The sequence below is a fragment of the Allobosea sp. WAO genome (assembly GCF_001509835.1).
In the GTDB taxonomy this organism is placed as follows: Bacteria; Pseudomonadota; Alphaproteobacteria; order Rhizobiales; family Beijerinckiaceae; genus Allobosea.
In genome coordinates this window covers 185,721-208,506 of record NZ_JXTJ01000004.1, presented here as the reverse complement: position 1 = coordinate 208,506, position 22,786 = coordinate 185,721, and the positions used below count along the sequence as shown (strand labels likewise).

The window sequence follows — 22,786 nt, the reverse complement described above, 5'->3', positions numbered from 1 at the left end:
ATTGCGCCGCGTTCCCGTTATGGTTGTGGCGGACACTGACGAAGGGCCCGCCGTGGCGAGTGAAGCGCATGTGCTTTTCGATGCGGCCTTGCCAGCTGTCGGGAACATCAACGCCGAGTTGAAGCGCCTCGGTTTCCCCGTCAGGATTCGATATGGAGACGGTCGTCTTGCCGACCATAGTGGCTTCCTGCCGGCGATGCTGCGGCACCAGCAATCCGGCTGCGAGATCGATGTCCACGGCGGCCCCGACGCCGTCAGCGACATCGAGGCGCCCGAGACCGGCAAGCCATTCTCACATCGTGTCAGTCTGCGTTGGGCGAGCGATAAGGACGAAGCCATAGTCGGCCTTTGCGTCGCGGCGGCCTTGGCTAGGCTGACGCAGGGCATGGTGCTCGATGAGGGATCAGGCAAGTGGCAGGGCGCGGGCAAAGCGATCGACCATGCCAGGCAGTATATCGAGGCGGCGGGCGCAAGGTGCGGTCCAGCTGAACCAGGAACGCGCCCGGCGGACATCAAGCGCTACCTGAAAGGCCTCCTGGCCGAACGGGAAGACCTCGTCCTTGTCGGTCGGCACCTCTTGATCCGGCCCGTTCGCCACATTTTGCGCGGCGCACTGTTCGATCGCACAGGGGAACGGACTCGCTTCCGGATCTGGCCGTACCTCCAACCGCTCTACGGATGTCCGGTTTCCACCGGGTGCCTGGAACCGATCCATGGATCGCTCTGGGACGTTACGGCAAGCCACTTCATGCCATTGCTGCAAGATGCGCTGCTTCATGATGTGTTCGCCGATGTCGGATCCATCACCACTCTGGAAGGGCTGAGCAGTCGATTGGAGAGCAATCGAGAAAAGGTGTCTGCATGCGTCGTGGCCTTGCTGTTGGCCGGGCGGCCCCAAACGGCCAGCACAATCATAGACGGTCTCGAGGCAAGGGACGCCATCTGGGCGCACTGGCTCGCCGAGGAGCGGCAGCTCCTCGATCGTGACGTCAAGGCGGTCTGCGCCGAATTCCGCGAGCGGGAGGAACGAACAGTCCAGGCGCTCAAGATCGCGTCGATCTGGGAGCCCTCTCCCTTCCCCGCCGAGTTGCCGGAACATCTACGCGAGAGCGTGGCGGAGCCGCAATTCCAGGCGGGCACCTGGCCTGCGACACCGGACGGCCTGTTGGCGCCACTGCCCGACCAGCCCGGCGAACTCAAGTTCAGCAGGGAGTATATCTTTCGCCGCGGCTTTCCCCTCCTGCTGAAACCCATGACGATCGCGGCCGGGCAACGGGCCTACCGGGCCCATGAGCGACTGATCGCGGCGCAGCGCCTGCACGACGGCATGCTCCTGCTCAGTATCGTGGACCCTCAGCGTGCGCATCAGAGCTGGATCGATCAGACGTCGCCGGGCGCCGATCCGATCGGGTATCACTCGCGTTTCCTGCTCTACGGCATAGAGCGCCTCGCCGAGGTTTCGCTCCACCGTCGGTCGTTGTCCGAGGAACCGCTCTCGATCAGTTCGATCGATATCCGGAGCCGCGATCGCCGCCGGGAGATCTGGCGCTGCAACTTCAGACATGATCAAGCCGTTGCGACAGTGTTCGATGCCCGAGGCGCGTCCCTAGGTGGGATCACCTCTGACTTGCCGCCGGACCTTCTGGCCGCACTTGTGCTCGACCATCCCGTCCCTGGTGCGCCGAACGACATCCTGCGCCGCACGCGAAGGCTCCTCGACGGCATGGGCTATGGCGAACTCGATCTCGATCTTCCCTTGGAAGGATCCTGATCTTTACGCCGCCCTTATGCCCTTCACGGCCCTTCCCGCTCGAACGCTTACCCGGCCCGCCCCCACATCTCCGGTCTGAAACACAGGCTGGAGACCGATATGGCCGACATCTTTTTCTTCGCGCTTGGGACCGGAGCCTTTGCGCTTTTCGGCCTCTATGCGGCGCTGCTGCGCAAGGTCTGACGACCATGGCGCTCACCATCCTCTACGCCGCCGCGGCCCTCGGGCTCGCGGTCTACATGGTCGCCGCGCTGCTGCGCCCCGACCGCTTCTGAACTTCGAGAACAAAGGAGACCTCGCATGGAATGGCGGGGCTGGGCCGAGATCGTCTTTACGATCGCGTTGACTGTGGCCGTGGGCTGGCCACTCGGCATCTACATGGCGCGCGTCTGGGCGGGCGAACGAACCTGGTTCGACCCCGTGCTACGCCCGGTCGAGGCCGGGCTCTATTCGGCGCTCGGCATCGATCGAGGCAAGGGCCAAGGCTGGCTCGGCTATGCCGGGGCGGTGCTCGCCTTCAGCGCGGCCGGCTTCGTGCTGCTCTATGCGCTCCTGCGGCTGCAGGGGCAGTTGCCGTTGAACCCGCAGGGCTTCGACGGTCTGTCGCCGCATCTAGCCTTCAACACGGCCGTCAGCTTCGTCACCAATACGAACTGGCAGTCCTATGGCGGCGAGACGACGGTCAGCAGCCTCAGCCAGATGCTGGGCCTCACCGTACAGAACTTCGTCTCGGGCGCGGTCGGTCTGTCGGTGGCGGCGGCCATGGCGCGCGCCTTTGCCGCCGATCGTGGCGAAACGCTCGGCAACTTCTGGGTCGATCTGACCCGCAGCACGCTCTACGTGCTGCTGCCGGTCTCGATCATTACCGCGCTGGCACTGGTCGCCGCCGGCGTACCGCAAAGCTTGCTCGCCAACGTCACGGCCAAGACGCTCGATGGCGCCGACCAGATCATCGCGCTCTTCCCAGTCGCCAGCCAGGAGGCGATCAAGCAATGGGGCACCAATGGCGGCGGTCTGTTCAACGTCAACTCGGCGCATCCGTTCGAGAATCCGACGCCGCTGACCAATCTGATCGAGGTCGTCTCGCTGAATGCGATCGCCTTCGCCACCGTCGTTGCCTTCGGGCGTGTCGCCGGCGCCCGCAAGGAGGCGCGAGCGCTGATCTCGGCGATGGTGATCCTTCTCAGCCTCGGCGCCGCAGCGATCTATGCCGCCGAGACGCTGACGCCGCAGCCTGCCATGGTTGCAGCGGGCATCACCGACGCGCCCGCCAATATGGAAGGCAAGGAAGTGCGCTTCGGCGCAGCCGCCTCGGCCGTGTGGGCTGCCCAGACCACGGGCACCGCGAACGGCTCGGTGAATTCGATGCACGCGTCCTACATGCCGCTCGGCGGCGGCGTCGCCATGTTCCTGATGCAGCTCGGCGAAATCGTGCCCGGCGGTGCCGGCTCCGGCCTCTACGGCATGGTGGTGATGGCGCTGCTCTCGGTCTTCGTCGCCGGGCTTATGGTGGGGCGCACGCCCGAATACCTCGGCAAGAAGGTCGAGGCGCGCGAGATCAAGTTCGCCATGCTGGCGGTGTTGATCCTGCCGCTCGCCATTCTCGGCTTCTCGGCCATCGCTGCCGTGCTGCCGGTCGCGCTGGAAGGCCTGCTGAACAAGGGACCGCGCGGCCTCACCGAGATACTCTACGCGTATTCGTCGGCTACAGGGAACAACGGTTCGGCTTATGCCGGACTGACCGCCAACGCGCCGTGGTGGAACACCACGCTCGGCATCGCGATGCTGCTTGGTCGCTTCGCCTACATGGTCCCGGTGATCGCCCTGGCGGGCGCCATCGCCGCCAAGCCGAAGCTCAAGCCGACCGCCGGCACGCTGCCGAGCGACAGCCCGCTCTTCGTCGGTCTGCTCATCGGAATCATCCTGATCCTAGGCGGCCTGCAATTCTTCCCCGCGCTCGCGCTCGGGCCGATCGTCGAGCACTTCCAGGTGCTTGCGGCCGCTCGCTGAGCCAACGAAAGAACGCATTCATGAGTGTATCTCTCGCCAGATCCGGTGCCTTCAACCAAGCCGTCATCATGACGGCCCTGAAGAGCGCCTTTACCAAGCTCGACCCGCGCGCGCTCGCCGGCAATCCGGTGATCCTCGCCACCGAGGTTGTGGCCATGCTGGCCACGGTCTCGGCCGCGGTCGCCATCACCGGCGGCCAGCCCGCGGGCTTCGCCATCCAGATCGCCGTCTGGCTCTGGCTCACCGTGCTCTTCGCCAACTTCGCCGAGGCGATCGCCGAGGGGCGCGGCAAGGCCGCGGCGGATTCGCTGCGCGCCACCCGCGTCACGACCAAGGCCAAGCTGATCATCGACGCCTCGCGCAATGCTATCATCCCGACGCCGGCGCACGAGCTCGCGCCGGACGACATCGTCCTGGTCGAGGCCGGCGACGTCATCCCAGCCGATGGCGAGATCGTCGAGGGTGTCGCCTCGGTGAACGAGGCCGCCATCACCGGAGAATCCGCGCCGGTCATCCGCGAGAGCGGTGGCGACCGCTCGGCCGTCACCGGCGGCACCACCGTCGTCTCCGACTGGATCAAGGTCCGGGTCACCTCGCGTCCGGGCTCCTCCTTCCTCGATCGGATGATCGCGATGGTCGAGGGCGCCGACCGTCGCAAGACGCCTAACGAGCTGGCGCTCGCCGTGCTGCTCGCCGGCCTCACCCTAGTCTTCCTGATCGCAGTGGTGACGCTGACCGGGCTCGGCGCCTTCTCGGGCGTCTCGCTCGACCCGATGGTGCTCGGCGCCCTCTTCGTCACGTTGATCCCGACCACGATCGGCGGCCTGCTCAGCGCCGTCGGCATCGCCGGCATGGACCGGCTCTTGAAGGTCAATGTGCTCGCCACCTCTGGCCGCGCCGTCGAGGCCGCCGGCGACGTCGACACGCTATTGCTCGACAAGACCGGCACCATCACCTTCGGCAACCGCATGGCCGTCGAGGTCATTCCCGCTCCCGGCATGCGCCCGGAAGCGGCCCTGCGCGCCGCCCTGATGGCCTCGCTCGCCGACGAGACGCCGGAAGGTCGGTCGATCGTCGATCTCGCCCGCGGCCTCGGCGTCACCGCCGAGATTCCGAGCGGGGCAAACGCCATCCCGTTCAGCGCCATGACCCGTCAGTCCGGCCTCGACTATGACGGCAAGGACGCTGGCAAGATGTCCTGGCGCAAGGGTGCCGTCGATGCCGTGATCAGGACGCTCGACCTCAGCGAAGCGCAGGTTCCGGCGGAACTGCGCCAGGCGGTCGACGCCATCGCCCGCTCGGGCGGCACGCCGCTCGCGGTCAGCGAAAACGGCGCGCTCGCCGGCATCATTCACCTCAAGGATGTGGTGAAGCCGGGCGTCAAGGAACGCTTCGCCGATCTGCGCCGCATGGGCGTTCGCACGGTGATGATCACCGGCGATAACCCGGTCACCGCCGCAGCGATCGCCTCGGAGGCCGGCGTCGACGACTTCCTTGCCGAGGCGACGCCCGAGGATAAGCTGCGCATCATCCGCGCCGAGCAGGCCAAGGGCCGCCTCGTCGCCATGTGCGGCGACGGCGCCAACGACGCCCCGGCGCTCGCCCAGGCCGATGTCGGCGTCGCCATGCAGACCGGCGCCCAAGCTGCGCGTGAAGCCGGCAACATGGTCGACCTCGACAGCGACCCGACCAAGGTCCTGGAGATCGTCGAGGTCGGCAAGCAGCTGCTGATCACCCGCGGTGCGCTCACCACCTTCTCGATCGCCAATGACGTGGCGAAGTACTTCGCCATCATCCCGGCCCTGTTCGTCGTCTCGCTGCCGGCTCTGGGGGCGCTCAACGTCATGGGCCTGTCGAGCCCGCAGAGCGCAATCCTCTCGGCGGTGATCTTCAACGCGCTGGTCATCGTCGCACTGATCCCGCTGGCGCTGCGCGGCGTGCGCTACCGGGCGATTGGCGCGGCCAAGCTGCTTTCGCGCAACCTCACCCTCTACGGCATCGGCGGGCTGATCGCTCCCTTCGTCGGTATCAAGCTGATCGATATGCTCGTTTCAGCGCTCGGGCTCGCCTGAGCTGCGGGAAAGGACAAAGGTCATGACTTCCCATTTGCGCCCTGCCATCGTCTCGATGGTCTTCTTCTCCCTGCTGCTCGGTCTCGCCTATCCGCTTGGCGTGACCGGCCTCGCCCAGGCGCTGTTCCCGGCCCAGGCCGGCGGCTCGCTGGTCCGCAACGCGAACGGCGTGGTCGTCGGCTCGCAATGGATCGGCCAGAACTTCAAGGGCGAGGCCTATCTACGTCCCCGCCCCTCCGCCGCCGGCAAGGACGGCTACGATGCGTCCTCGTCCTCGGGCTCGAATCTCGGCCCGCTGAACGAGGATCTCGCAGCCCGTATCAAGGTCGAAGCCGAGACCTTGCGGGCCGAGGCGGCTGGGCCGATCCCGGTCGACGCGGTCACTGCCTCCGCCTCGGGGCTCGATCCCCACATCTCGCCGGCCTATGCGGCCCGGCAGGTCGCGCGCATCGCCGCCGCCCGCAAGGCCCAGCCGGCCGAGGTGCTGGCAGTGATCGCCGCCAACACCGAGGGCTCGACCTTCGGCGTGCTCGGCGAGCCGCGCGTCAACGTGCTCGCGACCAATCTGGCGCTCGACGCGCGCTGGCCTCAGCCGCAGCGCTAGCATCAGAAACAGGTTATAGGTTTGGTCGTCCCGGGCCGAGCGAAGCGCAGGCCCGGGGTGACCATGAAAGATGGTTGAGAACGTCCGGGTAATGGCCAGCGACGAATCCCAGTTCCGCGAGGCGGGTCGCCCGGACCCGGACGCCCTGCTGTCATCGGCCGGCCGCGGCAAGCGCGGCCGGCTGAAGATCTTTCTCGGCATGGCGCCGGGCGTCGGCAAGACGTACGAGATGCTGACGCAGGGGCGCCGCGCTCAGGCGGAGCATGGCGAGGTGCTGGTCGGCGTCGTCGAGACCCATGGCCGGCGCGAGACCGAAGCGCTGCTCGACGGGCTGGAGGTCATGGCGCGGCGGCCGATCGAGCATCGCGGCCGTATCCTCATGGAGTTCGATCTCGACGCGGCGCTCGCCTGCAAACCGCGGCTGCTGCTGGTCGACGAATACGCCCATTCCAATGCGCCCGGCAGCCGGCATCCCAAGCGCTGGCAGGATGTCGAGGAGCTGCTTCAGGCCGGCATCGACGTCTGGACCACGCTCAACGTCCAGCACCTCGAAAGCCTGGTCGAGGTCATCTGGAAGATCACCGGCGTGCGTCAACGCGAGACGGTGCCGGACAGCGCGCTCAGCCGCGCTGACGAGATCGAGCTGATCGACATCACGCCGACCGAGCTGCGCCAGCGCATGGACGAGGGCAAGGTCTACCTGCCCGAGACAGCGCGGCTCGCCGCCAGCAATTTCTTCAAGCCCGAGAACCTGACCGCGCTGCGCGAGCTCGCCTTGCGCCGGGCGGCGCAGACCGTCGACGACCAGCTCAGCCTGGCGATGAAGCGCGCCGGCGTCGAGGGGCCCTGGGCGGCCGGCGAGCGCATCCTCGTTCTGATCGGCCCCGACGCCATGGCCGGCCCGCTGGTTCGCGCCGGAAGGCGGCTCTCCGACATGATGATGGACGCGCCCTGGACGGTCGCCCATGTCGAGCGCCCGAACCGCGCAGATGGCGATCCCGGCCGGGGCGCGCCGCTCGTCGAGGCCCTGAAGCTCGCCGAGCAGCTCGGCGGAACGACCGTCGTCCTCAATGGCGATGATCTCGTTGGCGCCGTGCTCGACTATGCCAGGCGCAACAACGTTACCCAGATCGTGGTCGGCAAATCACATCGCCGCGGCTGGCGAGCCTGGCTGCGCCGCTCGCTCGCCCCGGAACTGCTGAAGGCGCAGAACGGCGCAGCACTCCACATCATCACCGAGACGGTCGCTGCGCCGGCCGCAGCTCCCGCCTTCCCGGGCCCGAAATCAAAGTTCCAATGGCGCGGTCATGTCGGCGCCATCGCCATGGTCGGCGCCGCGGTCGGCCTCGCTGCCCTGCTCGACCGGCATGTCGAGAACGCCAATCTCGCCATGCTGTTCATGGTCAGCGCCCTCGGCTCGGGCCTCGCCTTCGGGCTTTGGCCGGCCGTGACGGCGGCGGCGCTCGCCGCCTTCGCGTACAATTTCTTCTTCCTGCAGCCGCGCTTGTCCTTCTGGATCGGCCACCCGGCCGACCTCCTGACCTTCCTCGTCTTCTTCGCCGTGGCCATGACGACGGGCAGCCTGACCGGCCGTGTCCGCGACCAGGCGACGGCTACGGCAAGGCGCGCCTCGGCCATCACCGCCCTGCTCGCCGCCAGCCGCCGCCTCTCCGGCGCCGCCCGCAAGGAGGACGCCGCGGCGATCCTCGCCGAGCAGGTCTCGGCCGCGACCTCGGGCAAGGTCGTGGTCCTGTTGCCGACCGATGGCGGCGAGATCGCCGCGACCGCGGGCGCCCCGGATCTGGAACCGCTCTCGACCGCCGATATGACCGCCGCGCGCTGGACCTGGAACCGTGGCGAGCCTGCTGGCGCCGGCACCGGCACCTTGCCGAATGCCGGCTGGACCTTCCGCGCGCTGCAGGGGGTGCGCTTGCGCTCAGGCGTCGTGGGCTTCGAGCCGAGCGCGCTTGCGACTGCCGAAAACGAGCGTTTCGCGCTCGCCCTGCTCGACCAGGGCGCGATCGCGATCGAGCGCGCCGAGCTCGCCGCCGCGGCCGTCGATGCCGAAGCCCTGCGCCGCAGCGACCGTTTGCGCGCGGCACTACTCAATTCGGTCAGCCACGACCTGCGTACGCCGCTGGCGACCGTGCTCGGCTCGGCGACCACCTTGATCGACTATGGCAAGGGCATGAAGTCCGCCGTCCGCGACGACCTCCTGCTCTCGATCCGAGAGGAAGCAGAGCGGCTCAACCGTTATGTCGGCGACCTCCTCGACATGACGAAGCTGGAAGGCGGTGCGCTGGTGGCGCGCCGGGATTGGATCGATGTCCGCGACGTCATCGCCGCGGCGCTCGCGCGCGTCGCGCGTCGCCTCGGCGAGCGGCGGGCGCTGCGCGATTTCCCTGCCGAGCTCTCGATGGTCAGGGCCGACCCCGTCCTGCTCGAACAGGTGCTGGTCAACATCCTCGAGAACGCCATCGCCTATAGCGAGGATGGTGCGCTGATCGAGACGGCGGCCTATGAGGACCGCGGCAATGTCGTGATCTCGATCGAGGACGAGGGGCGCGGCATTCCGACCGCCGAGCTGGAACGGGTCTTCGAGAAGTTCCGCCGGCTCGAAGAAGCGATCGATCGCGGCGGCGAGCGCGGCAAGGGCGCCGGCCTCGGCCTTGCCATCGCGAAGGGTTTCGTCGAGGCCATGGGCGGGCGCATCGCCGCCGCCAGCCCGATCCGCGAGCGGCCCGACGGCTCGAAGGGTGGCACCCGTATCCTGATCAGCCTGCGCAAGGACATTGCGGGCGGAGAACCCAAAGCATGACCGCCTTCCGCCCCCGCATACTCGTCATCGACGACGAGCCGCAGATCCATCGCTTCCTCGGGCCCGCGCTCGATGCCGCCGGCTACGAGCCGATCCGCGCCGACGATGCCACGGCGGGCCTGCGCGAAATCGCCCGCAAGCCGCCCGACGCCGTCGTTCTCGATCTCGGCCTGCCCGACATGGACGGCAAGGAGGCGCTGGCCAAGGCGCGCGCCTTCTATGACGGCCCGGTGATCATCCTCTCGGCCCGCGACCGCGAGACCGAGAAGATCGACGCGCTCGACGCCGGCGCCGACGACTATGTCGAAAAGCCCTTCGGTGTCGGCGAATTGCTGGCCCGACTGCGCGTCGCGCTGCGCCACCGCATCGAGCGCCAGGGCGCCGAACCGGTGCTGGTCGCCGGCAGCGTCGAGATCGATCTGGTCAACCGCCGGATCAGCCGCGCCGGCAATCCCGTCAAGCTGTCACCGAAAGAGTACGACCTGCTGGCCTGCCTCGCCGGCGGCCATGGCCGCGTGCTGACGCACAAGCAGATCCTGACCGCCGTCTGGGGCCCTGCCCATGAGCACGACGTGCAGTACTTGCGGGTCTTCATCGGTCAGTTGCGCCAGAAGCTCGAGGACGATCCCTCGACTCCCCGTCTGATCGAGACAGAGCCCGGTGTCGGCTACCGGCTAGGCGGCCTCGCCTGACGAAAGATCGGTCTACCCGCCCGTTCAGCGAAGGAGCCTCGAAAGAGGAATTTCCCACATTGGAACGGAAATAAGAAAAATCACACTATCCAACGTGAATTGATGGAGGCCGTTCGCCAGTTTATTTTCAGCGTTCGTAATAGCGAACGTAGCGAGCGCCAGTGCCCCGTCAGAATCCGATCGATCGCGTGCATATCGCACCCCGCCGAAACGGCAGGGGGGCGTGATGGCGGCCGTAGCGAAGCGCCCCGCCCTGCCCGCAATCCTGCTCGCCAACGACCTGCTCGACGGCGATGTCGTCTTCGCCTCCGCGGCAGGTGAAACGCTGGCCTGGACGCGCGACCCGGCGCTGGCGCTCGTCGCCGACGATGATACCGGCGCCGAGCGTCTGGAAGCCTTCGCCGTGTCCGAGTTCGCGGCGCAGCGCGTCGTCGACGCCTATCTCGTCGACGTCGAGACGAGCACCGGCCGCCCGGTGCCGCGCCATTACCGCGAGCGGATGAAGACGCTCGGACCCAGCAATCGCCGGGATCTCGGCAAGCAGGCAGGCGAAGGCATTGCGCCTTCCGGCCAGAGGGCCTGACAGATGTATCGTTACGACGAATTCGACGAGCGCTTCGTGCGCGAGCGGGTGGAGCAGTTCAGCGACCAAGTCGCCCGCCGCCTCGACGGCTCGCTGACCGAGGACGAGTTCAAGCCGTTGCGGCTGAAGAACGGCGTCTATCTCCAGCTCCATGCCTACATGCTGCGGATCGCCATTCCCTATGGCACGCTGTCTTCGCGCCAACTCCGGCAGCTCGCGCTGATCGGCGAGCGCTACGACCGCGGCTACGGCCATTTCACGACGCGTACCAACCTGCAGTTCAACTGGCCGAAGCTGCGCGACGTGCCCGAGATCCTCGGCCTGCTCGCCGATGTCGAGATGCATTGCATCCAGACCTCCGGCAACTGCATTCGCAATGTCACGGCCGACCATTTCGCCGGCATCGCGCGCGACGAGATCGAGGATCCGCGCCCGACCGCCGAACTGATCCGGCAATGGTCGTCGCAGCATCCCGAGTTCAGCTACTTGCCGCGCAAGTTCAAGATCGCGGTGACCGGTGCCGAGCAGGACCGGGCGGTGATCAAGGCCCATGATATCGGCCTGCGCATCCGCCGCCATCCGGACACGCACGAGACTTGCTACGAGGTCAGCGTTGGCGGCGGCCTCGGGCGCACGCCGATGATCGGCAAGGTGGTGCGCGACTACCTGCCCAAGGCCGATCTGCTCGCCTATCTCGAGGCGATCATGCGGGTCTACAATCTCGAGGGCCGGCGCGACAACAAGTACAAGGCCAGGGTCAAGATCCTCGTCCATGAGACGGGCCTTGAGGAATTCACCCGCCGCGTCGAGGCGGAGTTCGCCGAGCTCGACGGCCCCTCGATCAATGCCGATCCCGCAGAGGTCTCTCGCATCGCCGCCTATTTCGCTCCGCCCACCTACCGGGCGCTGCCGGAAAGGAGCACGGCGCTGGAAACGGCCCGGGCCGGCAATCCCGATTTCGACCGCTGGGTCGAGGTCAACACCACCGCGCACAAGCAGCCGGGCTACGCGGCCATCACGATCTCGCTCAAGCCGGTCGGCGAAGCCCCGGGAGACGCGACCAGCGAACAGATGCGGCTCGTCGCCGATCTCGCCGAGGAGTTCTCCTTCTCGGAGATCCGCGTCACCCATGCGCAGAACCTCGTCCTGCCGCATGTGAAGCTGTCGGATCTCTTCGCGATCTGGCGCCGGCTCGGCGAAGCCGGGCTCTCGAGCGCCAATATCGGTCTGATCACCGATATCATCGCCTGCCCCGGCCTCGACTATTGCGCACTCGCCACGGCGCGTTCGATCCCGATCGCCCAGGCCATCGCCCGCCGCTTCGCCGAGGATACGAGGCAGAAAGAGATCGGCGAGCTCAACATCAAGATCTCCGGCTGCATCAACGCCTGCGGCCACCACCATGTCGGCCATATCGGCATTCTCGGCCTCGAGAAGCGCGGTATCGAATCCTACCAGATCACGCTCGGCGGCGACGCCACCCAGGATGCGGCGATCGGCGAGATTCTCGTCCCCGGCCTCGCCGCCGAGGAGGTGCCGGATGCGATCGAACGCATCGTCGCGGTCTATCTGGAGCAGCGCCAAGCCGGCGAGAGCTTCATCGAGAATGTCCGGCGCCTCGGCCTCGCTCCGTTCAAGGCCGCTTTCCTGGAGCTCGACCGTGCTGCTTGACCGCAACGGACCCGCGTCCGACTCGTGGACACACAGCGATGGCGCCGCCATCGGCAACATCCCGCTCGCCCTCGTGCCCTGGGAGGCGCTGCCGGAAGCGCTCGCCAACAGGGTACCGGGCCAGCAGATCGGCGTCGTCGTTCCCGGCAGCCTCGCCATCGCCGAGATCGAGGCGCTTCTGCCGGAGCTTGCGCTGATCGCTATCGGCTTCCCCGCCTATTCCGACGGGCGCGGCTTCAGCCTCGCGAGGCGGCTCCGGCGCGCCGGTTTCACCGGCAGGCTGCGCGCCAGCGGCCCGCTGATCGTCGACCAGTTCGCCTATGCGCTGTTCTGCGGCTTCGACGAGATCGCGCTGCCGGCCTCCAGCGCCGGGCGCCAGCCGGCCGAGCAATGGCAGCGAGCGCTCAGCCATGTCGGCGCGCGCTATCAGCGCGGCTATGGCGATGGCGGCAACATTCTCGACCAGCGCCGGGCGAAGCGCCTCGCGCAGGCGGCGGGCTGACGGCCATGAGCAACGCGGCGCAGCGGCGTGAACTGCAGCCGGCGGATCGGCATAGCGACGATCATTGGGAGGAAGCCATGCTGACGAGCGCCCTCGACCAGGCCAAACCCGGTCCCCGCGAACGCTGGTTCGATCTTTGCTTCCGCCTTATCATCCTTGCGCTCGCCGGGCTTTGGTTGTTCATGCCGCCGAACAGCGAGACGCAGAGGCCGCCGGACGTGAAAGCAGCAGTGACGCAGAAATGACCGACAGAGCCCCGCGCCCGACTGCCCCGCGCCGCATCGAGCGGCTCGCGACCCTGCCGCTGTTCCACAAGCTGGATGGGCGTAAGGTCGTGCTGGCCGGTTCGAGCGAGGGTGCGCTCTGGAAGGCGGAGCTGCTGGCCTCCACCGGCTGCGACCTGCTCATTCTCGCTGGCGACTCGGCAGAGCTCTTCGCCACGCTCGCGGTGGATCCGCCAGCGGGGAAGGTCGAAGTCCTCTCGCGCAACTGGCAGGCGGCCGATCTCGACGGCGCGGCGCTCGCCATCGCCGATATGGAGCAGGCCGACGAGGCAAGGGCCTTCGCCGCGGCGGCGCGCCAGCTCGGCGTCCCCGTCAATCTCGTCGACAAGCCGGAGTTCTGCGATTTCGCCTTCGGCTCGCTGGTCAATCGCTCGCCGCTGGTCGTGGCGATCTCGACCGATGGTGCGGCGCCCGTCTTCGGCCAGGCGATTCGTGCCAAGATCGAGGCTTTGCTGCCGGCCGGGCTGAAGCACTGGGCCCAGGCCGCGAAGGACTGGCGCCCGGCCGTGCAGGCGCGCGAACTGGCCTTTCCAGCGCGCCGCTCGTTCTGGGAGAGCTTCACCAGTCTCGCCTTCGGTGAGCCGCAGCGCCGGCCGGATTCCGGCGATCATGCCAGCTTGCGCAGCACGCTCGACCAGATCGAGGCCTCGGGCTCGGGCGGCGGCCGCGTCACCCTGGTTGGGGCCGGTCCCGGTGATCCCGAGCTGCTGACGCTGAAGGCGATCCGGGCTCTGCAGAGCGCCGACATCATCCTCTACGACGATCTCGTTTCCGCCGATGTGCTGGAGCTCGCCCGGCGCGAGGCCAAGCGCATGCTGGTCGGCAAGCAGGGCTATGGCCCCTCGGTCAAGCAGGACGACATCAATGCGATGCTGGTGGCGCTCGCCGGCCAGGGCAAGCATGTCGTCCGGCTGAAGGGCGGCGACCCCGGAATTTTCGGCCGCGCCGGCGAGGAGATCGAAGCCTGCGCGCAGGCCGGCATTCCGGTAGCGATCGTACCCGGCATTTCGGCAGCTCAGGGCGCCGCGGCCTCGCTCGGCCTGTCGCTGACCCATCGCGACCATGCAAGGCGCCTGCAATTCGTCACCGGCCATGCCCGCGACGGCCAGTTGCCCAAGGATATCGACTGGGCCGCGATGGCCGACCCGGTCGCGACGACGGTCGTCTACATGGCGCGGGCCACCCTCGCCTCCTTCCGCGATGGCGCGCTCGCCGCCGGCATCGACCCTGCGACACCGGCCATCGCCGTCTTCGGTGCGACCCGGCCGGATGAGGCACGGGTTTCCGGGACGGTCTCCGATCTGCCCGAGCGCCTCGGCGAGCTGCCGAGCAAGGGGCCGGTCCTCGTGATCATCGGCCACGCCATGGGCGCGGTCGTCTCGGCTGCCGAGCACCGCCAGGCCCGCGCCTGAGATTGAACCGATCGAGCGGAGAGGCGTTTTCTCTCTGGCGATTAATGTTTGGAAGGGCTCTACTGCCGCACGCCGTTGAGTGTACGCCGCCAATTCAGTACGTTTCGTTTGTTATTCCGAACGATCCATCCCACCCGGACCGTTCAACACGGAGCACTGACATGACGCGACAGAGACTTCGCCGCCTTCTGCAAGCCGGATTGACGCTCGGCGCCTTCTCGCTCTGCTTCGGGGTCGTCACCGGAGCCCGCGCCCAGACCGAGCTTCTCAACGTATCCTACGACCCGACCCGCGAGCTCTATCGTGAGGTCAATGCGGCCTTCATCGCCGACTGGAACGCCAAGAATCCTCAGAAGACGATCCGCACGATCCGGCAGTCGCATGGCGGTTCCGGCGCCCAGGCGCGCACCGTCATCGACGGCCTCAATGCCGACGTGCTGACGCTCGCCCTGGCCGGCGACATCGACGCCGTCGCCGAGCGTTCCAAGAAGCTGCCGCTCGACTGGCAGAAGCGCCTGCCGCAGAACTCCTCGCCCTACACCTCGACGATCGTCTTCCTCGTCCGCAAGGGCAATCCGAAGGCGATCAAGGATTGGGGCGACCTGGTGAAGCCAGGCGTCCAGATCATCACGCCGAATCCGAAGACCTCGGGCGGCGCCCGTTGGAACTACCTCGCCGCCTGGGCCTATGCCGAGAAGGCCTTCAACAAGGACGAGGCCAAGGTCCGCGACTACATCGCCAAGCTCCTGGCGAACGTTCCGGTGCTCGACACCGGCGCACGCGGCGCGACCACGACCTTCACCCAGCGCGGCATCGGCGATGTCTTCCTGTCCTGGGAGAATGAGGCCTTCCTGGCGCTGAAGGAGTTCGGCGAGGAGAAGTTCGACATCGTCGTCCCCTCGCTCTCGATCCTGGCCGAGCCACCGGTGACGATCGTCGACGGCAATGTCGACGCCAAGGTCACGCGGGCCGAGGCGCAGGCCTATCTCGACTTCCTCTACACACCGAAGGGCCAGGCGATCATCGCCAAGCACTATTATCGGCCGCGCAATCCGGAAGCCGCCGACGCCAAGGATATCGCGCGCTTCCCGAAGGTCGAGCTGATCACCATCGACGCCGCCTTCGGCGGCTGGGCCAAGGCGCAGCCCGTCCATTTCGGCGATGGCGGCACCTTCGACCAGCTCTACAAGCCGACGCGCTGAGCCATGAGCACGACAGTTTCCCGCTGGCGTGAGCCCAGTATTCTGCCCGGCTTCGGCCTGGCGCTCGGCATCACGCTGACGGCGCTGTCGCTGATCGTCCTGATCCCGCTCGCCGCCCTGTTCCTGAAGGCGGCGAGCGCCGGCCCGGCCGATATCTGGGCCGTCGCCACCTCGCCGCGGACGCTGGCGGCGCTGCGGCTCTCCTTCCTCGGCGCGCTGTTCGCCGCCGCGGTCAACGCCGTGTTCGGCCTGATCCTCGCCTGGGTGCTGGTGCGCTACGAGTTCCCAGGCCGGCGCCTGATCGACGCCGCGGTCGACCTGCCCTTCGCCCTGCCGACAGCCGTCGCCGGCATCGCGCTGGCGGCAATCTACGCGCCCAATGGCTGGGTCGGCGGCCTGCTCGCCCCCTACGACATCAAGGTCGCCTATACCCCGCTCGGCGTGATGGTCGCGCTGATCTTCATCGGCCTGCCCTTCGTCGTGCGCACCGTCCAGCCCGTGCTGGAGGAGCTGCCGGCCGATATCGAGGAGGCGGCCGCGCTGCTCGGCGCCAGCCGCTGGCGCACCGTCTTCCAGGTGCTGCTGCCGCCGGTCCTGCCGGCGCTGATGACCGGCTTCGTGCTCGCCTTCGCGCGCGCAGTCGGCGAGTACGGCTCGGTCATCTTCATCGCCGGCAACGTGCCGATGGTCTCGGAGATCGCGCCGCTACTGATCGTGATCCGGCTGGAGCAGTTCGACTATGCCGGCGCCGCCGTCGTCGCGACGCTGATGCTGCTGCTCTCCTTTGCCCTCATCTTGCTGGTCAATCTCGTCCAGGCCCGCGCCCGCAGGAGATTCGGCAATGTCTGATGCGAGCCTCCCCCTTCAGGCGGAAGACCTCGAGCCCGCCCGCGCGGCCCGGCACGTCTCCGGCGAGTCCCGGCTGGTGCAGTGGAGCCTGGTCGCGATTTCCCTGGCCTTCCTCTGCCTATTCCTCTTCCTGCCGCTGATCACGGTCTTCGTCGAAGCCAGTGCGCGCGGCTGGCAGGCCTATCGCGAAGCCATTCTCGAGCCGGATGCGCTCGCCGCCATCCGCCTGACGCTGCTCGTCGCCGCCATCGCGGTGCCCATCAACATCGTCATCGGCATTGCCGCCGCCTGGGCGATCGCCAAGTTCGAGTTCCGCGGCAAGAGCCTGCTGACCAGCTTCATCGACCTGCCCTTCTCGGTCTCGCCGGTGATCTCGGGGCTGGTCTTCGTGCTGCTTTTCGGCGCGCAGGGTTATTTCGGGCTCTGGCTGAAAGCGCACGACATCCAGATCGTCTTCGCCTTGCCGGGCATCGTGCTGGCGACGATCTTTGTCACCTTTCCCTTCGTCGCCCGTGAACTCATCCCGCACATGCAGTCTCTCGGCTCGGCCGAGGAGGAAACGGCGCTGACCTTGGGCGCCTCGCCCTGGCGCACCTTCCTGACCGTGACGCTGCCAAATGTGAAATGGAGCCTGTTCTACGGCGTCCTGCTCTGCAACGCCCGTGCGATGGGCGAATTCGGCGCGGTCGCCGTGGTTTCCGGCAAGATCCGCGGCCTGACCAACACCATGCCGCTGCACGTCGAGATTCTCTACAACGAGTACATGGGCGCCGCCGCCTTCGCCGTCGCTTCGCTGCTGGCGGGCCTCGCCCTCGTCACGCTCGCCCTGAAAACCCTGCTGGAATGGCACTTCGCCGACGCGATCGCCGCCAGCCGACGCCATTGAGAGCTCAGCCCATGTCCGTCGCCGTCACCATCGAATCCGTCGAGAAGCGCTTCCAGAACTTCCCTGCCCTGCGCGGCGTCTCGCTCGATATCCAGCCGGGCGAGCTCGTCGCCCTGCTCGGCCCGTCCGGCTCGGGCAAGACCACGCTGCTGCGCGTCATCGCTGGGCTGGAGCAGGCCGAGCGCGGCCGCGTCCTGTTCGGAGACATCGACACGCGCGATCTCTCCTTGCGCGACAGGCGCATCGGCTTCGTCTTCCAGCACTATGCGTTGTTCAAGACCATGACCGTCGGCGAGAATGTCGCCTTCGGGCTGAAGTCGCGCCCGCGTGGCGAGCGGCCTGAGCCCGTGGAAATCCGCCGCCGTGTCGCGGAGCTGCTGGAACTGATCCAGCTCCCCGGGCTGGAGAAGCGCTATCCGAGCCAGCTCTCTGGTGGCCAGCGCCAGCGTGTCGCGCTGGCCCGTGCGCTCGCCATCGAGCCGCGGGTGCTGCTGCTCGACGAGCCCTTCGGCGCGCTCGACGCCAAGGTCCGCAAGGAATTGCGCGCCTGGCTGAGGCAACTGCACCAGCGCACCGGCCATACCACCGTCTTCGTCACCCACGACCAGGAAGAGGCGCTCGAGCTCGCCGACCGTGTCGCGATCCTGAGCGATGGGCGCCTCGAACAGGTCGGCTCGCCCGACGATGTCTACGACCACCCGGCGACGCCCTTCGTCTGCGAGTTCCTCGGCGATGCCAACCACCTCCCCGTCAAGGTCGTCGGCAGCCAAGCCTTCTTCCTCGACCGGCCGGTACTTGGCGGGCTCACCCAGAACCAGGGCGGGCCAGCCTCGCTTTATGTCCGCCCGCAGCATCTGCGCATCGTCGACGACGCGCCGCTGGCCCTGCCCGGCGTCGTCGAGCATCTGCGCCGCAACGGGCCGCTGCGCCGCGCCGAGGTCGCCGTCGAAGGCCTGCCCAAGCGCCTCGATGTCGACCTCGCCAGCCAGGTCGCGCCGGCGATCGGCGAGCGCGTGCGGCTGCGCATCACCCATGGCAGCCTGTTCGCCGCAGCCTGACCCTCTCGCTTCGCAAGCCTCGCCGGGCTATTCCGGTAGCGGACTAAGTCGAAGGAGACAGTGATGAAAGCGCGGGCAAGCTGGGTCGAAGGCATGGCCTTCATGGGCGAGGCCGGCAGCGGCCATGCCGTGATCATGGACGGCGCGCCTGAATATGGCGGCCGCAATATCGGCATCCGGCCGATGGAGATGCTGCTGATCGGTCTCGCCGGTTGCACCGGCTTCGACGTGGTACAGATCCTCAAGAAGGGCCGCGAGAACGTGACCGGCTGCGAGGTCGAGGTCGAGGCCGAGCGCGCGACGGAGGATCCCAAGGTCTTCACCAAGATCCACATCTCCTATCGCATCACCGGGCGCGGCCTCTCCCAGGCCAAGGCCGAGCGCGCCGTCACATTGTCGAAGGAAAAATACTGCTCAGCTTCGATCATGCTGGGCGCGACCGCAGAGATGAGCGCCTCGCTCGAGGTGATCGACGAATTGAAGCAGGTGGCAGCCGAATGAGCGATTTTCCCGTATCCGGACTGGTTTCGCCCGAGATCCTGCAGGCCGCCTTCGGCCGGCCGGATCTCGTCATCCTCGATATCCGCGCCACCGCCGAAGGCGGACAGGTGGCGTTCGAGGCTGGCCATGTTCCCGGAGCGGTACATAGCGACTATGCCGCCGCGGGCTGGCGCGCCAAGGTCGGCAATGCGCCGGGCATGCTGCCACCGCTCGACCATCTGGCCGCCCTCGCCGGCAGCCTCGGCATCCGCCCGGAAAGCCGGGTCGTGATCGTCCCCGCCGGGCACGCCGCCACGGATTTTGCGGCGGCGGCGCGCGTCTACTGGACGCTGAAGCTGATCGGCCATGGCCAGCAGGCGATTCTCGATGGCGGTTTCCGGGGGTGGCAGGCCGATCCGACACGCCCCATCGCGACCGGGCCCTCGCGGCCGGCGGTTGCCCCCCCCTATCCCGTCGTCGTGAAGCAGGAACTGCGCAGCACGGCGGATGCGACCTTCGTCGCCGCGCGCGGCAAGCTTGCCACGCTGGTCGACGCGCGCGCCGCCAGCTACTTCGACGGTCGCGAGAAGGCGGCGGAGGCGACGCGCGCCGGCCATATCCCCGGAGCGGTCTCGCGCGACTATGCGGCGGCCTTCGATCCGGCTGCCGGCAAGCTCAAGCCGCATGGCGATCTCGGGGCGCTCTATGGCGCCGTACCGAGCGGCCCGGCGATCTCCTATTGCAACACCGGCCATACCGCGGCGCTGAACTGGTTCGTGCTCTCCGAGGTGCTCGGACGCGACGAGGTCTCGCTCTATGACGGCTCGATGACCGACTGGACCCAGGATCCCGAGCGCCCGGTCGCGACCGCGGTCGGCTAGAGCTTTCGGGCCAGGCAAACACCGGTTCGCGCGGCTTTCGGCACGACGACGATCATGCCGAAAGCCGTTTCGAAGTTGGCCCGCGCTCATCCGGCATTTGCAAATTCGTCCAAAAAGGATCAAAGGAAGCGGCAATGCGCCGGCCCTGCCGCGCCTTCCCCTTTTCCTGACGTCGAGTCCTGCCGCCGATGAATGCCGTCGCGCCGAAAATCTCCTTCGTCTCGCTGGGCTGCCCCAAGGCCCTGGTCGACTCCGAGCGCATCATCACCTCGCTGCGCTCCGAGGGCTATGAGCTCAGCAAGAGCCATGCGGGCGCCGATCTCGTCATCGTCAATACCTGCGGCTTCCTCGACAGCGCCAAGCAGGAATCGCTGGAGGCGATCGGCTCGGCCATGGCCGAGAACGGCAAGGTCATCGTCACCGGCTGCATGGGCGCCGAGCCCGAGCAGATCCGCGGCGCCTTCCCGAACGTGCTCGCGATCACCGGCCCGCAGGCCTATGAGAGCGTCGTCTCGGCCGTGCACCAGGCCGTGCCGCCGAAGCACGACCCCTTTGTCGATCTGGTTCCCGACCAGGGCATAAAGCTGACGCCGAGACACTACGCATATTTAAAGATTTCAGAGGGTTGCAATAATCGCTGCAGCTTCTGCATCATCCCGAACCTGCGCGGCGATCTGGTTTCGCGGCCGATTTCGGATGTGCTTCGCGAGGCCGAGAAGCTGGTCAAGGCCGGGGTCAAGGAACTGCTCGTGATCTCGCAGGACACCAGCGCCTATGGGCTCGACATCAAGTACGCGCCCTCGATGTGGAAGGATCGCGAGATCCGCACCCGCTTCTTCGAGCTGGCGCGCGAGCTCGGCCAGATGGGCATCTGGGTCCGCCTGCACTATGTCTACCCGTACCCGCATGTCGACGAGGTCATTCCGCTGATGGCCGAGGGGAATGTGCTGCCCTATCTCGACATCCCCTTCCAGCACGCTTCGCCGAGCGTGCTGAAGGCAATGCGCCGGCCGGCCCATCACGAGAAGACGCTGGAGCGCATCGGCAAATGGCGCGAGATCTGCCCTGACCTCGCCATCCGCTCGACCTTCATCGTCGGCTTCCCCGGCGAGACCGAGGAGGATGTCGAGTTCCTGCTGGACTGGCTGAAGGAAGCGAAGCTCGAGCGCGTCGGCTGCTTCAAATACGAGCCGGTGAAGGGCGCCAAGGCCAATGATCTCGGCCTGCCCGCCATCGCCGAGGAGGAGAAGGAAGCGCGCTGGCACCGCTTCATGAAGACGCAGGCGCTGGTCAGCGCCCGCCTCGCCAAGGCAAGGGTCGGCAAGCGCATTCCGGTGATCATCGACGAGGCCGGCCCGACGGTCGCCAAGGGGCGGTCGAAATGGGATGCGCCGGAGATCGACGGCAATGTCTATGTCGCGAGCCGGCGGCCGCTGCGTCCGGGCGACATCGTCACGGTCAAGGTCGAGCGCGCCGACGCCTATGACCTCCACGGGGTTGCGGTCTGAGCGAGGCCTCCCTTCGCTCCTTCTGATCAGGCGAAGGTCGCGCCGACGACACGCGGCATGCGGCGGATTTCGGCGACACGCCCGATGCGCATCCGCGAGGGCTTCTCGAGCCGGGCCTGGCCCTCTTCGAGCTGAAGCGCGACGTGGATGGTCGGCCGGCTGGTCAGCTGGCCGTAGAGCACGGTCGCGACGATCAGGAAGGAGAGGCTGAAGCCTGCAAGGCGCAGGAAACGGTACATGACGTAAGGTCCGGGAGGTGATTGTTTCCCGGTCATTGCCGTCGGCAGAACCGCTTTCGACTTTCGCTTTCGCCTGCTTTCGCTTTTTTCTTTTCAGGTCAATTCGGCCATGGTGTCGGCCTGCGAGATCTGACCTCCGCGCAGGCTCACGCTGCGGCAGGAAGGGGTGGATTCCAGCGAAGGGCCGATGCCCGCTTTCGCGCCGCTCGCTCCTGACGGCGGCGACGGCCGAGGCGCCCCAGCCACCAGCCGAAACGCTGTGCGGCCACGGCGAGCACCAGCACATAGCCGAGCAGGGCGAGCATCCAGCCTGCGGCGCTGAGGCTGAGTGCTCCGAGCGCCAGCGCCGAGCGGCCGAGCACCTTCAGCGTCGCACGCAAGGTCGAGGGCTTTGCCGCGCCGAGTCGGGCCGCCTTGCCGATATCGCCCGCATCTTCGGCGACGGAGAGCACCTGGCGCAAACCACGCTGGCCAGTGCGCGCATAGAGGACGCCGGCATCCTGGCCGAGCGCCGTGAAGCGTGCCAGGGCCGCGGGGCGAACGATGCCGCCGGCGGCGACTTTCGCCGCGGCAAGATCGAGCCGCGCGGCTGCGCCGAGGCTGGCGGTGAGCGCCGGTCGGTCGAGCGCGCCGGCGGCGGCACGGCTGAGACTGGCGGTGAGGGCAGGCGAAAGCAACTTCGCCTTGCCGGCGGCCTTGACTGCGCTCAGGCCACCACGAGCGGGCAGGCCGCCGCCCATGCTGACCCAGGTGGCGGCGCTGACGGCGAGCCCCACGGCGGACAGGGCGAGGATTGTCTCGTCAGCGCCCTCCCCGCCGAGCAGTTTTCGCCCTTCGAGCGCGAGGTCGCGCAGATCGCCGAATCCGGCGACATCACTCGCCAGTGCTCCGGCGAAGGCGGCGTCGCTATCGCGTGCGCCGGCGACGAAACCATGGCCGAAATCAGAGGCGGCGCGCAGCCAGGCATCGTCGCGCAACGCCTGCAACCGCCCGAGCAGCTCGGGCGCCACCGCGATGCCGCGCTCTGCGGCGAGCGAGATGAAGCTGTCGGCGAGCTCGACATCGCCGGCATTGATCGCTTCATCGATACCGGTGGTGACGCGCGATGCATCGAGCGTCTCGGCGAGGCGCAGCCGCGACAGCGCCACGGGATCGTCGGCTGCGGCGTGAAGCTCCCACAGCCGGAAGGCCGGCGGAGCGACGAGCACCCCCGCGCCACCGAGCCCGAGCGCCAGCAGCAGCGCCAGCCGTACCCTTTTCATTC

Annotated in this window: 20 protein-coding genes; 18 read left to right on the top strand and 2 right to left on the bottom strand. The window is 67.5% G+C overall.

Annotated features, from left to right (window positions below; all coding sequences use genetic code 11):
- Positions 1 to 52: 52 nt before the first annotated feature.
- The 18 genes from DK26_RS05520 to rimO all read left to right on the top strand — a co-directional run bounded on the left by DK26_RS05520 (position 53) and on the right by rimO (position 21,283).
- On the top strand, positions 53 to 1,771 hold the full coding sequence (locus DK26_RS05520; protein WP_157089525.1) for a hypothetical protein: 1,719 nt from the start codon (positions 53 to 55) through the stop codon (positions 1,769 to 1,771).
- A 300-nt stretch (positions 1,772 to 2,071) separates the two neighbouring features.
- Positions 2,072 to 3,781, top strand: coding sequence for a potassium-transporting ATPase subunit KdpA (kdpA, locus tag DK26_RS05515; protein WP_066469198.1), 1,710 nt, complete (start codon positions 2,072 to 2,074; stop codon positions 3,779 to 3,781).
- A 20-nt stretch (positions 3,782 to 3,801) separates the two neighbouring features.
- Positions 3,802 to 5,853: a potassium-transporting ATPase subunit KdpB gene (kdpB, locus tag DK26_RS05510; protein WP_066469197.1), complete on the top strand. Its 2,052-nt coding sequence runs from the start codon at positions 3,802 to 3,804 to the stop codon at positions 5,851 to 5,853.
- A 22-nt stretch (positions 5,854 to 5,875) separates the two neighbouring features.
- Entirely contained in the window at positions 5,876 to 6,457 is a 582-nt protein-coding gene (kdpC, locus tag DK26_RS05505; protein ID WP_066469195.1) for a potassium-transporting ATPase subunit KdpC, read from the top strand.
- A 70-nt stretch (positions 6,458 to 6,527) separates the two neighbouring features.
- Positions 6,528 to 9,275, top strand: a complete 2,748-nt coding sequence (locus DK26_RS05500) for a sensor histidine kinase KdpD (RefSeq protein WP_248309875.1) — start codon at positions 6,528 to 6,530, stop codon at positions 9,273 to 9,275.
- Positions 9,272 to 9,967, top strand: a complete 696-nt coding sequence (locus DK26_RS05495) for a winged helix-turn-helix domain-containing protein (RefSeq protein ID WP_066469190.1) — start codon at positions 9,272 to 9,274, stop codon at positions 9,965 to 9,967. Before DK26_RS05500 ends, DK26_RS05495 begins: the two co-directional genes overlap by 4 nt.
- A gap of 226 nt (positions 9,968 to 10,193) precedes the next feature.
- Complete coding sequence (locus DK26_RS05490; protein WP_066469187.1) at positions 10,194 to 10,550, top strand: DUF2849 domain-containing protein; 357 nt, start codon at positions 10,194 to 10,196, stop codon at positions 10,548 to 10,550.
- A 3-nt stretch (positions 10,551 to 10,553) separates the two neighbouring features.
- Positions 10,554 to 12,221 (top strand): nitrite/sulfite reductase, encoded by a 1,668-nt coding sequence (locus DK26_RS05485; protein WP_066469185.1) that lies wholly within the window; start codon positions 10,554 to 10,556, stop codon positions 12,219 to 12,221.
- A complete protein-coding gene (locus tag DK26_RS05480) occupies positions 12,211 to 12,723 on the top strand; it encodes a DUF934 domain-containing protein (protein ID WP_198162285.1) in 513 nt (170 codons plus the stop codon). The genes DK26_RS05485 and DK26_RS05480 overlap by 11 nt, the downstream gene beginning before the upstream one ends.
- Before the next feature lie 5 nt (positions 12,724 to 12,728).
- Entirely contained in the window at positions 12,729 to 12,968 is a 240-nt protein-coding gene (locus DK26_RS05475; protein ID WP_066469181.1) for a hypothetical protein, read from the top strand.
- Positions 12,965 to 14,419: a siroheme synthase CysG gene (gene cysG / locus DK26_RS05470; RefSeq protein WP_066469180.1), complete on the top strand. Its 1,455-nt coding sequence runs from the start codon at positions 12,965 to 12,967 to the stop codon at positions 14,417 to 14,419. Before DK26_RS05475 ends, cysG begins: the two co-directional genes overlap by 4 nt.
- Positions 14,420 to 14,580: 161 nt before the next feature.
- The gene (locus DK26_RS05465) at positions 14,581 to 15,621 is read left to right on the top strand and encodes a sulfate ABC transporter substrate-binding protein (RefSeq protein WP_066469178.1); all 1,041 of its coding nucleotides are present in this window, start codon (positions 14,581 to 14,583) and stop codon (positions 15,619 to 15,621) included.
- A 3-nt stretch (positions 15,622 to 15,624) separates the two neighbouring features.
- A complete protein-coding gene (gene cysT / locus DK26_RS05460) occupies positions 15,625 to 16,470 on the top strand; it encodes a sulfate ABC transporter permease subunit CysT (RefSeq protein ID WP_066469177.1) in 846 nt (281 codons plus the stop codon).
- On the top strand, positions 16,463 to 17,356 hold the full coding sequence (gene cysW, locus DK26_RS05455; RefSeq protein WP_066469173.1) for a sulfate ABC transporter permease subunit CysW: 894 nt from the start codon (positions 16,463 to 16,465) through the stop codon (positions 17,354 to 17,356). The genes cysT and cysW overlap by 8 nt, the downstream gene beginning before the upstream one ends.
- Before the next feature lie 11 nt (positions 17,357 to 17,367).
- The gene (locus DK26_RS05450) at positions 17,368 to 18,414 is read left to right on the top strand and encodes a sulfate/molybdate ABC transporter ATP-binding protein (protein WP_248309874.1); all 1,047 of its coding nucleotides are present in this window, start codon (positions 17,368 to 17,370) and stop codon (positions 18,412 to 18,414) included.
- Positions 18,415 to 18,477: 63 nt separating this feature from the next.
- A complete protein-coding gene (locus DK26_RS05445; RefSeq protein WP_066469170.1) occupies positions 18,478 to 18,915 on the top strand; it encodes an OsmC family protein in 438 nt (145 codons plus the stop codon).
- Positions 18,912 to 19,775 (top strand): rhodanese-like domain-containing protein, encoded by an 864-nt coding sequence (locus DK26_RS05440; RefSeq protein ID WP_066469169.1) that lies wholly within the window; start codon positions 18,912 to 18,914, stop codon positions 19,773 to 19,775. Before DK26_RS05445 ends, DK26_RS05440 begins: the two co-directional genes overlap by 4 nt.
- Before the next feature lie 188 nt (positions 19,776 to 19,963).
- Positions 19,964 to 21,283, top strand: a complete 1,320-nt coding sequence (gene rimO / locus DK26_RS05435; RefSeq protein WP_066469168.1) for a 30S ribosomal protein S12 methylthiotransferase RimO — start codon at positions 19,964 to 19,966, stop codon at positions 21,281 to 21,283.
- 26 nt (positions 21,284 to 21,309) lie between these two features.
- Here the strand turns inward: rimO and DK26_RS05430 are convergent, their stop codons facing one another.
- Positions 21,310 to 21,522, bottom strand: coding sequence for a hypothetical protein (locus DK26_RS05430; RefSeq protein WP_066469164.1), 213 nt, complete (start codon positions 21,520 to 21,522; stop codon positions 21,310 to 21,312).
- 146 nt (positions 21,523 to 21,668) lie between these two features.
- Positions 21,669 to 22,784: a hypothetical protein gene (locus DK26_RS05425; protein WP_066469162.1), complete on the bottom strand. Its 1,116-nt coding sequence runs from the start codon at positions 22,782 to 22,784 to the stop codon at positions 21,669 to 21,671.
- Between the last annotated feature and the right edge of the window lie 2 nt (positions 22,785 to 22,786).